This window comes from Pseudoclavibacter terrae (genome assembly GCF_008831075.1).
In the GTDB taxonomy this organism is placed as follows: domain Bacteria; phylum Actinomycetota; class Actinomycetes; order Actinomycetales; family Microbacteriaceae; genus Pseudoclavibacter; species Pseudoclavibacter terrae.
Genome location: NZ_WBJX01000005.1, coordinates 119480 through 133611 on the forward strand (window position 1 = coordinate 119480; position 14132 = coordinate 133611).

Consider the following 14132-nt stretch of genomic DNA (forward strand, 5'->3'; position numbering starts at 1 on the left):
GCTGCGCGAGCTCACCGGGCCGCGCTGTTCTGGGCCGCGCTGTCTCGTGCGGCGGCGCGGGCCTGGCGGCGGGTGGGGTGGAAGCGGGCGGCGATGGCGGCCGCGGTGGCGGCGACGAGCGCGATGCAGGCCGAGGCGAGCCAGCCGGTGCTTGGCCCGAAGTACTCGAAGACGAACCCCATCGCGAGCGGACCGGCGGCGCTGCCGATGTACGCGCCGGACTGCACGAGCCCCGTCGCCTGGGCGGCGAAGCGCGGCACGGCGTTGGAGACGGCGAAGTGGAGGAGTCCGCTCCACCCCCAGCCGAGGCCGAACGCGAGCACGACGCCGACGGCGAAGCTCCAAGGGAGGGCGAGGGCCATGCCGGTCAGGCCAACGGCGCCGGAGAGCATCATGAGCGAGACGGTCGTGAGCGTGCCGCCGATGCCGCGGTCGGCGAGCCAGCCGGCGAGGGGCCTGGCGATGATGTTCGAGAGCGAGCCGAGGCTGAGGAGCAGGCCCGCGACGGCTGCTGAGTAGCCGACGCCGATGGCGGTCGTGACGGTGAAGGCGCCGATGACGCTCGACTGGGCGGCGCCGAGACCGCTCGCGGCCGAGGCGAGGACCAGGAAGACGCGCAGGTCGCGGGGGAGACGCTCGGGGCGTCGGCGCGCGAGGCGGGGCGCGCGCTTGGTGCGCGGCACCCGCCAGGCGAGGAAGCACACGGCGACGGCTGCGAGGGCGCCCGCGATCGCGAAGGTCCACTGCCAGCCGACGGTGAGGCCGAGGGCCGGGACGGCGAGGCCCGCGCTGAAGGTCGCGAGGGGCACGGCTCCCTGCTTGAGTCCGAACGCGAGGGCCCGGCGCCGTGTGGAGACGCCCGCCCCGATGAGGGCGTTCGACGGTGGATGCCCGAGCGAGTTCCCCGCGCCGGCCAGGATGAGCCACACCAGCAGCCACTGCCATGTCGGCGTGTAGGCGGCGATGCCGATGAGGGCGAGGCCGCCGATCGAGGAGGCCATCACCATGCCCCAGCGGAAGCCGAGCCTGCTCGAGAGGCTGCCGGCGAGGGGTGAGAGGAGCGCGGAGGCGCCCCAGTAGGCGGCGACGACGATGCCGAGCATCGACTCGGTGAGCCCCGTGCTGGCGCGCAGCTGCATGGACAGGCCGCCGACGAGGAAGACGGGGAGCGCGGTGACGACGGTCGTCCCGATGCCGGCGAGGGTCGCGGTGCGGCCGGGGCGCCGGGTGCGCCAGACGTGCGTCGGTGCCTCGGAGGCTGAGACTGCATCCGCTGCATCCACTGCGCCCGTTGCGTCTGCCTCAGATACCTCGTCTGGCGCGGCTATCAGGGCATGCTGCTGCTCGGACCCCGTGGTGGGCCCGGTGGTGCGCGACATGGGTCAGTCCTCGTGCGCGGAGGTGTCGGCGTGCAGGGAGGACCCGGGGCCCTGGAGCACGGCGTTGCGCGCGGCGAGGATGTGCGAGCGCATCGCGACCTCGGCCCACAGGGAGTCGCCTGACTGCAGGGCGGTCAGGATGTCGCGGTGGTGGTGGTTCGAGCGGATGCGGAACGTGTCGCCGTACGCCTGGTAGTTGCGGATCATCATGGGCACCTGGCTGACGCTGCGCAGGAGCGTCTGCAGCTGGAGGCTGCCGGACACCTTGACGATGTGCTCGTGGAACTCGCGATTGAGGCGCCCGAGCTCGACGATCTCGTCCTGATCGCTCGCGTGGACGAGGGGGTCCATCCGCTCGATGCGGTCGATGAGCAGCTCGGCGTCCGCGTCCGTCATGCGGTCGGCGGCGAGGCCGGCGGCGCGGCTCTCGAGGGAGGCGCGCACGAAGTAGGTCTCGGCCATCTGCTCGGTCGTGTAGCCGATGACGGTGGCCCCCTTGTTGGGGATGTACGCCACGAGCCCTGCCTCCGCGAGGCGCTGCAGCGCCTCGCGGATGGGGGTTCTGCTGAGCCCGAACTCGGCGGCGAGCGCCTGCGCGCGCAGCACCGTGTGCGGCGCGTATTCGCCGCTCATGATGCGCGAGCGAAGCTCGGCGTACGCGAGGTCGCCGCCCGTGAGGCTCTCGGGCAGCAGCGCGTGCGTGGGGGTCTCGATCATCGAACGCTCGCGAGCATGGACGATGTGAGGAGGAACTGCCGGCGGGCGGTCTCGTCGCGGCCGAGGGCTTCCCACTCGGCGCGCTTCGCGGCGCGGCGCTCCTCGCTCGTGTCGCGGAGGGCGTTCCAGTTGCCTTCGGTCTCCTCGCCCACGTAGTGGCGGGCGACGGCGCGGCGCTTCTCTGCCCAGTCGTCGAGCGCCTCGCTCGAGATCTCGCCGTTGGCGTAGCCGGGCAGCAGCTCGGCGAGCAGGAGCCCGTCGTGGATTCCACTGTTCATGCCCATGCCTCCCAACGGGTTGTTGACGTGTGCCGCGTCGCCCACGAGGAAGACGTTGCCCTTGCGGAACGTCTGCGCGACCTTGCGGTGCACCTCGTAGACGGTGACGTGCACAACAGGGTATCCGTCGAGCTCGGGCACCACACGCCGAAGCTGACTCACGACGTAGGCGGGGTCGGTCTGCTGCTCGGTCGTGAGGGCCGGGTCGCAGGGGAACAGCACCCGCCAGCCGCTCGGGTTGCGCAGCAGCACGTGCCAGTTCTCGGGGTCGGCGACGTAGTTGACGACGGCGAGGTCCTCGTGGATCTCGTGCAGCGGCAGGCTCGTCGTGATGACGAGGTAGCGCTCCGGGTAGGTGTGGCCGGAGAAGTCGATGTCGTAGTGCTCGCGCACGATCGAGCGGGAGCCGTCCGCCGCGACGAGGTAGGTGCTCGTCGCCGTGGTCACCTCTCCGCCCTCGCCGCGCACATCCACCTCGAAGCCCTCGTCGTCCTCGCGGATCGCGATGACCTCGGCGCCGAGCGTGGAGGTGACGTTGGGCTCGTCGGCGATCACCTGCTGGGCGGCCGCGGTGAGGCGGCTCTGCTCGACCTGCACGCGGTACGGGTAGGCCGTGTCGTCGTCGAGCACCGCGAAGTCGAGCTCGACGATCTTCCCGATCGTCGCATCCCGGAACTGGTAGGAGCGGGCGATGATCCCGGCCTCGATGAGGGGCTGCGAGAGCCCGAGCTCCTCCAGCATCTCGAGTGTCGGCGGGTGGAAGGTGGATGCGCGGTGCTCGAGCGTGCTCGCCTCGCGCTTCTCGAAGAGGGCGACCGTCATGCCCCGCTTGGCGAGCTTGAGGGCGGTGGTGGTGCCGACGGGGCCGCCGCCGACGACGATGACATCGAACTGGGGGGAAGCAGTCATGGTGTGGTCCTTTGGGTGCGCTGTGGCGGTCAGAATTCGCGGATGATGGTGCCGTAGCCGCCGACGGTGTCGGTGAAGCCGGCTTGGCGGAGGGTGTGCCAGACGGTGGCGGTGTTGATGGCGACGACGGGCTTCCCGAGCCACGTCTCCGCCTCGTCGGCCATGCGGATGAACGACAGGTTCGTGCCGACCTGCACGATCGCCTCGGTCTCCGGGGTGTCGATCTCCTCGAGCACCTTGACGAGGTCGCGGGGGGTGACGCTCGCGATCGACGTCGCGGTGGGGCAGCGGAGGCCCGTGACCTTGACGACGTCGAAGCCGGCCTCGGTGAAGTACTGGTCGACCCACTCGTCGGCGACGGGCTGGTACGGCGAGAAGACGGAGATCTTCTTCACGTCGAGGGCCTCGAGGGCGGCACGGCAGGCGGACGCCCCGGTCGTGACGGGCATGCCGCCGATCTGGTCGCTGACCTCCTTCTGGAAGGCCTCGTTGCCGGCGACGCCGCCGCTGAAGGTGGGGGCTGACATGCCCATCATCATGAGGTCGGGCTGCGCCGTCATGACGTCGCGGAGGGCCACCGACATGGAGCCGCGGATCTGGGTCTGCAGCCCCATGAAGGTTGCGTGGTCGCCCATCGCCTGCTGCTCGACGTACATGCGGCCGCAGTGGAACGTGATGCCGTGCGGCGCGAGCTTGTTGACATCGTGCTCCACGACCGTGTTGGTCGAGGGGACGATGACGCCGATCTTCGCGCGGTATCCGGTGACGTCAGGCATTGACGTGCTCCTTCGTGTTCGGGTTGGCTGCGGCGCGGGGCGTCGCGGCGGGGTTGTTCAACGTGGTGTGGGTGAGGGGACGGGGTCAATTCGCGACGAGCTCGGCGGCGGGCATGCCGGATCCGAGTCGGGTGTGTCCGCTTGTCGCGTCGTACATGTGGCAGGCGACGGTGCGGTTGCCGACGGGGGTGTCGGCGGGCCGTTTCGTGAGGCAGACCTCCTGGGCGAAGGCGCAGCGGGCCGCGAACGGGCAGCCGACCTGGCCCGTCGCGGGGCCGGCGACCGGCGTGGCCGGGGTGGTGCCGTCGCCCGTGTCGGCGGCGGCTGCGGTCGCGGCTGCCGAGGCGCGTGCCGCGCGGCGTCTGCGCTGCTCGACGGGATCGGTGACGGGCGCCGCCGCGTTGAGCGCCGCCGTGTAGGGGTGCAGGGGAGCGCCGTGGACTTCGCCGGCGGGCCCCTGTTCCATGATCCGGCCGCGGTACAGCACGAGCGTTCGGTGGGAGATGTACCTGACGACGTCCAGGTCGTGGGCGATGAAGATGTAGGCGAGGCCCCGTTCCTTCGCGAGCTTGGCGAGGAGGTTGAGGATCTGCGCCTGCGTCGACAGGTCGAGGGCGCTCACGGCCTCGTCGAGGACGACGAGCTGCGGCTGCATGATGAGGGCCCTCGCGATGCCGATGCGCTGCCGCTGCCCGCCGGAGAACTGGCCGGGGAAGCGGTCGGCGGCGGCCCTCGGGAGGCCGACGGTCTCGAGCATGTCGCGAGCCCGTGCATCCGCCTGCTTGTCCGAGAGCCTGAGGGCTGCCTGCAGCGGCTCGGCGAGGGTCTGCCCGATCGTGCGGAAGGGGTTGAGCGAGCTGTACGGGTCCTGGAAGACGACCTGCAGCTGCTTGGCGATGTCGCGGCGGTTGCGGAGCAGCGAGTGCTTCGTGAGGTCGCGGCCCCCGAAGCGGATGCTCCCGCCGCTCGGCCGCTCGAGGCCGAGGAGGCAGCGCCCGATGGTCGACTTGCCCGAGCCCGACTCGCCGACGACGCCGAGGATCTCGCCGGGGGCGACGGTGAAGCTCACGTCGTCGACGGCGTGGACGGTCTGCTTGCGGTCGTGGGGGTTCTTGAACCGCATCTGCAGGTTGTCGATGCGCAGCAGGTCCTCGCTCATGCGATGCTCCTCTCGTTCGCGCTGGAGTTCTGGGTGGCCGAGCCGGTGCTGGTCGCCTTGGCGACCTCCTCGACGCGGACGCAGCGGGCCATGCCAGAGCGCTGGATGCCCGCGGTGGGGCGCTGCTGGCCGGCGCCGGGGCGCAGCAGGGTGAGGGCGACGGGGGAGGTGCGGCACCGGTCGGTCGCGAAGGTGCAGCGGTCGGCGAAGCGGCAGCCGCTCGGCCAGTCGCGGGGCGCGGGAACCGCGCCGCTGATGGCGTCCATGGGGACTCCCGCGACGGCATTCGCGGGCATGGCCGCGAGGAGGGCCCGCGTGTACGGGTGGGAGGGGGCGGTGAGGAGCGTGTCGACGTCGGCCTCCTCGATGACCTGGCCCGCGTACATGACGATGGCGCGGTCGCACGTGTCGGCGACGACTCCGAGGTCGTGGGTGACGAGGATGACGGCGAGGCCGAGCTCCTCGCGGAGGCGCCTGAGGAGGTCGAGGATCTCCGCCTGCACCGTCACGTCGAGGGCGGTGGTGGGCTCGTCGGCGACGAGCACCTCTGGGTCGCCCGTCAGCGCCATGGCGATCGCCGCGCGCTGCGCCATGCCGCCGGAGACCTGGAAGGTGTAGCTGGCCGCGGCCTGCTGCGGGTCGGGCATGCCGACGAGGCGGAGCAGCTCGAGCGCCCGCGCCTGGGCCTCCCCGGCCTTCCGGCCCGTGTGATGGGCGATGGCCTCGCGCAGCTGGGCGCCGATCGTGAAGGTCGGGTCGAGGGCCGTCATGGGCTCCTGCGAGACGAGCGCGATCCTCGAGCCGCGGACGGCTCGGAGCTGCTTGTTGGTCTGGCCGACGATGTTGGTGCCGTCGATGCGGATCTCGCCCTTGGAGACGCGGCCGCCTGGGGCGACGAGGCCGAGCAGGCTCTTCGCGGTCACCGACTTGCCGCATCCCGATTCGCCGACGATGCCGAGCGCCTCACCGCGGGACACCTCGAAGGAGACGCCCTGCACGACCGCGAACTCGCCGTTGCTGTCGGCGAACGAGACGCTCAGGTCGCGCACCGAGACGATGGCGTCGTCGACGTCGGATTGTGGGTCGTCGACCGCGACGGGCTTCGACGCGACGGGCGCTGACGTCTTCGTCCGGAAGAAGGAGCGCACGAGGGTGGTGCCCGGCCGGTTTCCGGCGAGCGCGTCGCCGACGACGTTGAAGGACAGGATGGAGAGGATCATGATGACGCCGCTCGGCACGAGCAGCCACGGGTGCAGGTAGATGAGCTCGCTGGCCTCGCTGATCATGCCGCCCCAGCTGGGCGCCGGTGGCGGGGTGCCGAGGCCGAGGAAGCCGAGGCCCGCCTGGATGAGGAGGGCGGCACCCATCGTGATGGAGAGCTGCACGAGCAGCGGCCCGCGGATGTTCGGGAGCACGTGGCGGAACAGGATGAGGCCGGGTGCGATGCCGGCGACGTTCGCCGCATCCACGTACAGCTCGCGCCGCACCTGCAGGGTCGTCGCCCTGGCGAGGCGCACGAAGCCGTCGCTCATCGCGACACCGAGGGTGACCATCGCGACCGTCGTGTTGTTGCCGAAGGCGCCGATGACGGCCATGAGGATGACGATGGTGGGGAGGGCCTGGAAGAAGTCGGCGAAACGGGAGACGAGCGTGTCGGTGAAGCCGCGGAAGTAGCCGCCGATCATGCCGAGCGGGATGCCGATGCTCATGGCGACGACGGCCGCGAGGACGGCACCCCCGAGGGTTGCGGCGCCGCCGTGGATGAGACGCGAGTAGACGTCACGCCCGAGGTCGTCGGTGCCGAGGAGGTGCTCTGCGCTCGGCATCTGACGCGCAAGCGAGAGGTCCTGGGCGAGCGGGTCGAGGGGAGCGACGAGGTCGGCGAACAGCACCGAGAGGCCGAGGAGGACCAGGAACGCCAGGGCGACGACCGCACCCGGCTTGCTGAGGAGTCTGGAGAGGGCGGTGTCGGTGCGTCGGACGCGGGTCATGCGAGCCTCGCCTTCGGGTTGATGATGCCGTAGAGGATGTCGATGACGAGGTTCATGGCGAGGATGACGACGCTGAGGGCGACGACGACGCCGAGGACGATGGGCATGTCGCCGAGGTTCACCGAGTCGACGACGAGCTTGCCGACGCCGGGGAGCGCGAAGACCTGCTCGATGAGGACCGCGCTGCCGAAGAGGGCAACGAACTGGAGGCCGATGACGGTGAGCACGGGGATGGCCGCATTCCGGAGGCCGTGCAGCCACACGATGCGCCACTCGGGGAGGCCAGTGGCCCGCAGCGTCTGCATGAAGTCGCGGCCCTGCACGTCGATCATCGCGACGCGTGCCTGGCGGGCGACGGCGGCGGTGCCCGCGATGCCGATGGAGATGAGGGGGAGCGTGATGCGGCGCACGAACTCCGCCGGGTCCTCGGCGAACGGCTCCCATCCTGAGGAGGGGAACAGCTTGAGGTTCACGGCGAAGACGAGCACGAGCAGCACGGCGAGCCAGAAGCTCGGGATGGCCTGCATCACCCCTGCGGCCCCGCGGATGATCGTGTCGAGCCAGCCGCCTCGGCTCGCGGCGAGGATGCCGAGCACGATGCCGAGCACCGTGGTGAGGAGGATGCCTCCCATGGAGAGGGTGAGGGTGACGGGGAGGCGCTCGAGCACCTGCGCTGTCACCGACTGCTGGCTGAGGTAGGAGACGCCGAGGTCGCCGGTGAGGAGGCCGCCGAGGAAGGTCACGTAGCGCACGAGCACCGGGTCGTTGAAGCCCATCTCGTCGCGCAGCTGCGCGCGGGCCTCTGGGGTGGCGTCCGGCCCCAGGATGGTCTGGGTCACGTCGTTCGGCATGAGGGCCACGAGGAAGAAGGCGGCCGAGACGACGAGGAAGACCATGAGCACGGTGATGCCGACTCGTCGGAGGATGTAGAGGGCCACGTGTGCTCCTTTCGGGTTGAAGCGGGTGCTGTGGTGAGCGTGCTTGGCGGGTGCGCGGGGAGGGGGAGCCTCCCCGCGCATCCGGGGGCTGCGGTGATGCAGAGACCGCGGCCGGCGTCAGCCGGCGGGGAGAGCTACTCGGCGGGGGCCCAGCTGAACGGGAGCGGGAAGACCTGGCCGGCGGCGAGTTCGACGCCGCCGAGCTTCTCCGCATCCCACACCGTGTGCGTGTGGTAGAACGCGACCGGGGCGAACCAGGCGTTCTCGACGACCCACGTGTTGACCGCCTGCCACTTCGTGGCGGCCGCGTCGGCGTCGAGCTCGCTGGACGCGTCGTCGATGAGGGCGGTCAGTTCGGGGTCGTCGGTGCCGAAGGGGTTGAGCTGGGCGTTCGGGGCGAGCATGTTCATGCTGTTCACGTAGGAGTCGATGCCGCCGTTCTGCTGGCCCTGCGAGGCACCGAACTCCTTGTTGCTGATGGCGTCGAAGTAGTCGTTGGTGCGGTCGGTGAGGGTGGCGGTGATGCCGACGGCTTCGAGGTACGGGATGGTCGCCTCGAGGCGCTTGTTCTCGCCGAACATGGTGCGGCTGAGGATGGGCAGCTCGAACCCGTCCGCGTATCCGGCCTCGGCGAGCAGCTGCTTCGCCTTCTCCGGGTCGTATTCGTAGTAGTCGTCGAGCGACTCGTCGTAGGCGGAGGTGAACTTGCCGAAGACGGAGGAGGTGCCTCGCTGGTAGTCGCTCCAGAGTGCGGTGCCGATGGCGTCGCGGTCGAGGGCGTAGTTGATGGCCTGGCGGACGCGCACGTCGGCGAGCTCGGGGATGACCTCGCCGCCCCGGTCGAAGAGCATGAGGCCGCCGACGTTCGACTCGTTGGAGGCGGCTGCGAAGCCCTGCGATTCTGCCTGGTCGCGCTGGCTCCACTGGGCGGAGATGATGTCGACGTCGCCGGCGAGGAGCGCGTTGAGCTGGGCCGTGAGGTCGGTGATGACGAACATGTTGAGCTCGTCGACCTGCACGTCCATGGGGCCCGCGTACTCGGGGTTGCGGATGTAGCTGTACTCGCTGTCTTCCGTGTAGGTGTCGAGGATCCACGGGCCGGAGCCGTACGTGTCGGTGAGGAGGAGCGAGGGGTCGTCGAGGGCGGCCTGGCTGACCATCATGCCGACCGTGAGCGAGAAGGCCTCGGGCAGCGACTGGTCCGGAGTGTTGAGGGTGAACTTCAGCGAGTCCTCGTCGACGACCTCGATCGAGTCGATCGAGTTGAGGCGCGCCTGGTAGGTGCCTGGCGTCTCCTGGTAGCGCTCCAGGTTGGCCTTGATGAGCTCGACCGTCATCGGGGTGCCGTCCTCGAAGACGCTGTCGAGGCGGAAGTCCATCGTGAGCTCGGTTGGGCTCGTGTACTCCCAGGCTGTCGCGACGCCCGGCTGGAGGGCACCCTCGGCGTCGCTCGTGACGAGGCTCTCGTAGGCGGCGGCCGCGTAGTTGAAGGCGGAGCCGCGCATGTTGGCGGCCGGGTCGAAGGTCGGGGCGCCTTCGAGGGCGGCGATGTTCACCGCGAACGCGGCGTCTTCGGAGGCCGAAGAGGAGCCCGTGGAACAGGCGGTGACGGCGAATGTCGTGACGCCGAGCATGGCGACGGCGGTGCCGACGCGAAGTCTGTGGGAACGCATGCGCGTCCTTTCCGAGTGCTGAGAGGTGGGGTGCTGGGGCTGGAGATCTCGGTGCAGGTGGGGCGATGGTGCTGCGGTGATAGTGCTGGGGCGATGAAGCTGGGTTCGCTCCCGAATTCGGCTATGTGCTGAGCCGATGAAATGGACGCTAGCCGGAATCTGCATGCAATCTTGGCGATACGGGTGCATATTTACGCGCTGGTAACACTCATTGCATGCAATGAAATCTCCAGGCAACATGGTCCACCGAGGGTGGATGTGGGCCTTCAGGCCTGGCGTCTCACACGGTCCTGGCCTGGTTCCGTGTCTTCGTCCAACCAGAGGAGGGCACCATGCGGCCACTGCTGAGTGCAGGTGACACGGAGATCTACCGCGTCGAGGAGTACCGTTCGGCGATGCTGCCGGTCGAGGAGATGTTCATCGGAACGGAAGCCCTGCGGCTCCAGATCGCCGCCCTCGGGCCCGACGACTACGAGGCGAGCAGCGACCGGCTGGTGATGGCCTCGACGAGCTACGTCGTGCGCTCGCGGGGGTTCGTCGCGGTGGTCGACACGGGCGTCGGGAACGGCAAGCCGCGCATCCGCGACATGTGGAACGGGCTCACGACGAGCTGGCTCGAGGAGGTCTCGCAGGTCGTCGATCCTGCCGAGGTTGACGTCGTCATCAATACGCACCTGCACTGCGACCACGTCGGCTGGAACACGACGACGGATGCGGCGGGCGCGTGGGTGCCGACGTTCCCGAACGCGCGGTACCTGTTCAACGAGCTGGACCGCTCATTCATCACGGGCCCCGACGCGCGGGTCATGTTCGAGCGCAACGGCGACTTCTGGGCCGACTCGATCGAGCCGGTCTTCGTGGCGGGGCAGGCCGACGTCGTGGAGCTGCCGCATCGGGCGGCGCCCGGCATCGTGCTGGAGCACGCGCCTGGAGACACCCCGGGGCACATGGTGGTGCGAGTGCTGGACCCCTCGTCAGGCTCCACGGTCGCGATCATCTCCGGCGACGCGCTGCACCACGTGCTGCAGGTGGCGACGCCGGGGCTCACGTCGAGCTTCTGCTCGATGAAGGAGGTCGCGGAGGCCACCAGGCGGGCGCTCCTAGAGGAGTGCGCCGCTACTGGGGTGCCGCTGCTCCCGGGTCACGTCGCATCGCGCGAGCTGCTCTACGTCGGCGCCGACGGGGAGGGTGGGTTCGAGGTCTCCGACGGGGCGCACTGAATGCGCGCTGTGGCGAGTTCTGCTGCGCAGTGATGCGAAGCACTGCCCTGCACTGCACTGCACTGCACTGCACTGCACTGCACTGCACTGAGCTGCGCTGCGCCGCTCGGCACAGTGCTGCTCTTGCATGCGATCGGCCGTGCGCGCTCCCGCGGTGGGGAGTGCGCACGGCCGGTGAGGTGAGGGTTCGTGGGTGGCGTCTATTCGACCCCGCACCATTCGGCGATGAAGAGCGCGATGGACTTCGTGATGCGGCGCACCGACTCGAGGTCCACCCGCTCGTCGTAGCCGTGGATGGCTTCGGAGATGGGGCCGTAGACGAGGGCGGGGGTGTTGGCGTACTGCACGAAGACGCGGCCGTCGAGGTACCCGGGGGTGACGAATGACTCGAGCTTCGCCCCGTCGAACGCGGCGCTGTGGCTGCGCTCGAGCGCCTGTTCGGCGGCGCCGCCCTCTTCGAGCACGTAGCCCTCGGCGTAGAAGCCCGTCTTCGTGGCGGTCGTGGCGATCGGGTTGCCGTTGCTGTCGGCTGTGACGGCGGCGAGGGCGTCCGTGATCTCCGCCCACGCCGAGTCGGCCGTGATGCCGGGGTAGAGGGCGACGCGCACATCCACTTCGCACCAGGCTGGCACGCTGGAGCCCCAGTCCCCGCCCTGGATCTTGCCGACGTTGAAGTTGATGGGGTGGTCGAGCTCCTCGAAGTAGGGGTGCTCGCCCTGCTTCGCGTTCCAGGCGGCCTCGAGCTTCCGCAGCTCCCCGATGACGAAGTAGGCGGCGTCGATGGCGTTGAAGCCGGTCTGCATCTCGCGGGGGTGCGTGGGCTTGCCGTCGACGCGGAGGCGCAGCCAGATGACGCCGGTGTTGGCGCGCACCAGCATGTCCTCTTCGGGTTCCGGAATGAGGACGGCGTCGGCCGTGTAGCCGCGCAGGTGGGCGGAGAGGGAGCCGTTGCCCGTGCATTCCTCTTCGACGACGGATTCGAAGTGGATGCGCCCGGTGGGGGTGAGGCCGGCGGCGCGGACGGCGTCGAAGGCGTACAGGTTGGCGACGAGGCCGGCCTTCATGTCGCCGCTGCCGCGGCCGTACAGCCAGCCGTCGCGGACGGTGGCGTCCCATGGGGAGCGGGCCCACTGGCTTTCCGGGCCTTCGGGGACGACGTCGATGTGGCCGTTGAGGATGAGCGAGTTCCCGCGCTCCTCCTGGGGTGCGAAGGTGCCGACGACGTTCTCGAGGCCGTCGTAGGAGATCTCGACGGCGCCGGCGCCGGGGTGGGCGGCGAGTTCGACGGGGTCGAGCTGCCAGCGGTCCATGGTGAGGCCGCGGCCGGCCATGGCGCCGTACAGGAGGTCCTGGGCTGAGGACTCGTTGGCGCGCAGCGACGGGTGGCGCACGAGCTCCTGGGTGAAGGCGATCTGGCGGTCGAAGGCGGCGTCGACGGCGTCGAGGATGCGCTGGCGCTGCTCGTCGGTGAGGGGGCTGGCGGGTGTGGTGGCTGCGCTGGGGTTGGTGCCGGCGGTGGGGGTGGTTGGCGTTGTCATGGTCGTGTCCTGCTTTCGCGTGTGGTGCTGCCGGGCGGCGGTGCCCGGTTCGGGGAGGGAGCGTTTGGGGCTCAGGAGGCGGCTTCGTCGATCTCGACGATGTCGTCGCGGAGGCGCATCCGCTCGCCGAAGGCTCCGCCGATGACGGTGATGAGGCAGATGCCGATGAGGACGAGGACGGCGGGCCAGGATGATCCGTCGCCGACGGTGATGAGGGCGGTTGCGATGAGGGGCAGGAAGCCGCTGATGGCGCCGGCGAGGTTGTAGCCGAGGGAGACGCCGCTGTAGCGGAGGCGGGGTGGGAAGAGCTCGGCGAGGAGGGCGCCGGTGACGGCGTAGGAGAGGGTGATGAGGGCGATGCCGATGCTGACGGCGGCGATGATGGCGATCGGGCTCTCGGTGTCGATGAGCCAGAAGAGGGGGAAGGCGGCGATGCCGGTGGTGAGGCCGCCGACGACGGTCATGCGGCCTGGGCCGAAGCGTTCTGCGAGGCGGCCGGCGAAGATGGTGACGCCGATCTGGAGGACGGCGGCGACGAGGGTCGCGTTGACCATGACCTGGCGGTCGACTTCGAGCACGTTGGTGCCGTAGGAGACGACGAAGGTCGTCATCATGTAGAAGCCTCCGACGCCGAGCATGGCGGCGGCGACGGCGACGAGGAGGCGCAGTCCGGACTTGCGGAAGAGCTCGACGACGGGGACCTTGACCTGTTCGCCGGCGGCGGCGAGCTCCTGGAAGACGGGGGACTCTTCGACCTTGAGGCGGATGTAGAGGGCGATGCCGAGGAGTGGGAAGGCGAGGAGGAACGGGAGGCGCCAGCCCCACGCGTCGAAGGCCTCGGGCGGCATCATCAGCACGAGTGCGAAGGCGCCGGAGGAGACGAGGGTGCCGACGGGGGAGCCGATCTGGACGAGGGCGGCGAAGCGGCCGCGCATCTTCTCGGGGGAGTGCTCGATGGCGATGGTGGTCGCGCCGCCCCATTCGCCGCCGACGGCGAAGCCTTGCACGAGGCGGAGGACGGCGAGCATGACGGGGGCTGCGATGCCGACGGCGAGGTAGTCGGGGAGGACGCCGATGAGGCCGGTCGCGCATCCGATCATGACGATCGTGGTGAGGAGGGCGGGGCGGCGGCCGTAGCGGTCGCCGATCCACCCGAAGACGACGGCGCCGATGGGGCGGGCCGCGAAGCCGACGCCGAAGGTCGCGAAGGCGGCGAGGGTGGCGCCTGCCGGGTTGAGGTCGGTGAAGAAGAGGCGGTTGAAGACGAGGGCCGCGGCGGTGCCGAAGAGGAAGTAGTCGTACCACTCGAGGGCGGTGCCGACGAAGGCGGCGAAGGCGATGCGCCGCGCCTCTTTGAGGCTGACTTTCGGCGGGCTGGCGGGCGCGCTTGGCGTCGAGGTCTGCGGGTCGTGGGACATGGTGGCTCCGATGTTGGGGGAAAGGCCTGCATGTGAACGTGCACGTCTGCGGTGACGTTGGTGTACCTATGCAACCCCGTCATGGCTGGGTCGGGCAATCGCCAGGCCCACTCGATTGCACGCCTAGGATGGGCAA

At 69.8% G+C, this 14132-nt stretch carries 11 protein-coding genes; 1 reads left to right on the plus strand and 10 read right to left on the minus strand.

Annotated elements, in window-relative coordinates:
• Window positions 1–11: 11 nt before the first annotated feature.
• The 8 genes from F8O03_RS14405 to F8O03_RS14440 all read right to left on the minus strand — a co-directional run bounded on the left by F8O03_RS14405 (window position 12) and on the right by F8O03_RS14440 (window position 9820).
• A complete protein-coding gene (locus F8O03_RS14405; RefSeq protein ID WP_151424482.1) occupies window positions 12–1379 on the minus strand; it encodes an MFS transporter in 1368 nt (455 codons plus the stop codon).
• 3 nt (window positions 1380–1382) lie between these two features.
• Window positions 1383–2096: a GntR family transcriptional regulator gene (locus tag F8O03_RS14410; protein ID WP_151424483.1), complete on the minus strand. Its 714-nt coding sequence runs from the start codon at window positions 2094–2096 to the stop codon at window positions 1383–1385.
• Complete coding sequence (locus F8O03_RS14415) at window positions 2093–3283, minus strand: FAD-dependent oxidoreductase (protein ID WP_151424484.1); 1191 nt, start codon at window positions 3281–3283, stop codon at window positions 2093–2095. Before F8O03_RS14415 ends, F8O03_RS14410 begins: the two co-directional genes overlap by 4 nt.
• Window positions 3284–3312: 29 nt before the next feature.
• A complete protein-coding gene (locus F8O03_RS14420; RefSeq protein ID WP_104252418.1) occupies window positions 3313–4059 on the minus strand; it encodes a maleate cis-trans isomerase family protein in 747 nt (248 codons plus the stop codon).
• A gap of 85 nt (window positions 4060–4144) precedes the next feature.
• Window positions 4145–5218: an ATP-binding cassette domain-containing protein gene (locus F8O03_RS14425; RefSeq protein ID WP_151424485.1), complete on the minus strand. Its 1074-nt coding sequence runs from the start codon at window positions 5216–5218 to the stop codon at window positions 4145–4147.
• Entirely contained in the window at window positions 5215–7209 is a 1995-nt protein-coding gene (locus F8O03_RS14430) for a dipeptide/oligopeptide/nickel ABC transporter permease/ATP-binding protein (RefSeq protein WP_151424486.1), read from the minus strand. Before F8O03_RS14430 ends, F8O03_RS14425 begins: the two co-directional genes overlap by 4 nt.
• Entirely contained in the window at window positions 7206–8147 is a 942-nt protein-coding gene (locus F8O03_RS14435; RefSeq protein ID WP_167516590.1) for an ABC transporter permease, read from the minus strand. The genes F8O03_RS14430 and F8O03_RS14435 overlap by 4 nt, the downstream gene beginning before the upstream one ends.
• Window positions 8148–8281: 134 nt before the next feature.
• Complete coding sequence (locus tag F8O03_RS14440) at window positions 8282–9820, minus strand: ABC transporter substrate-binding protein (RefSeq protein ID WP_104252422.1); 1539 nt, start codon at window positions 9818–9820, stop codon at window positions 8282–8284.
• A gap of 332 nt (window positions 9821–10152) precedes the next feature.
• Here F8O03_RS14440 and F8O03_RS14445 point away from each other — a divergent pair, with 332 nt between their 5' ends.
• Window positions 10153–11040, plus strand: coding sequence for an MBL fold metallo-hydrolase (locus F8O03_RS14445; RefSeq protein WP_151424489.1), 888 nt, complete (start codon window positions 10153–10155; stop codon window positions 11038–11040).
• A gap of 200 nt (window positions 11041–11240) precedes the next feature.
• On the opposite strand, the gene F8O03_RS14450 is transcribed toward F8O03_RS14445, so the two are convergent.
• Both F8O03_RS14450 and F8O03_RS14455 read right to left on the minus strand, forming a co-directional pair.
• Window positions 11241–12578, minus strand: coding sequence for an ArgE/DapE family deacylase (locus F8O03_RS14450; RefSeq protein WP_151424490.1), 1338 nt, complete (start codon window positions 12576–12578; stop codon window positions 11241–11243).
• Between the two features lie 71 nt (window positions 12579–12649).
• On the minus strand, window positions 12650–13996 hold the full coding sequence (locus tag F8O03_RS14455) for an MFS transporter (RefSeq protein WP_151424491.1): 1347 nt from the start codon (window positions 13994–13996) through the stop codon (window positions 12650–12652).
• Between the last annotated feature and the right edge of the window lie 136 nt (window positions 13997–14132).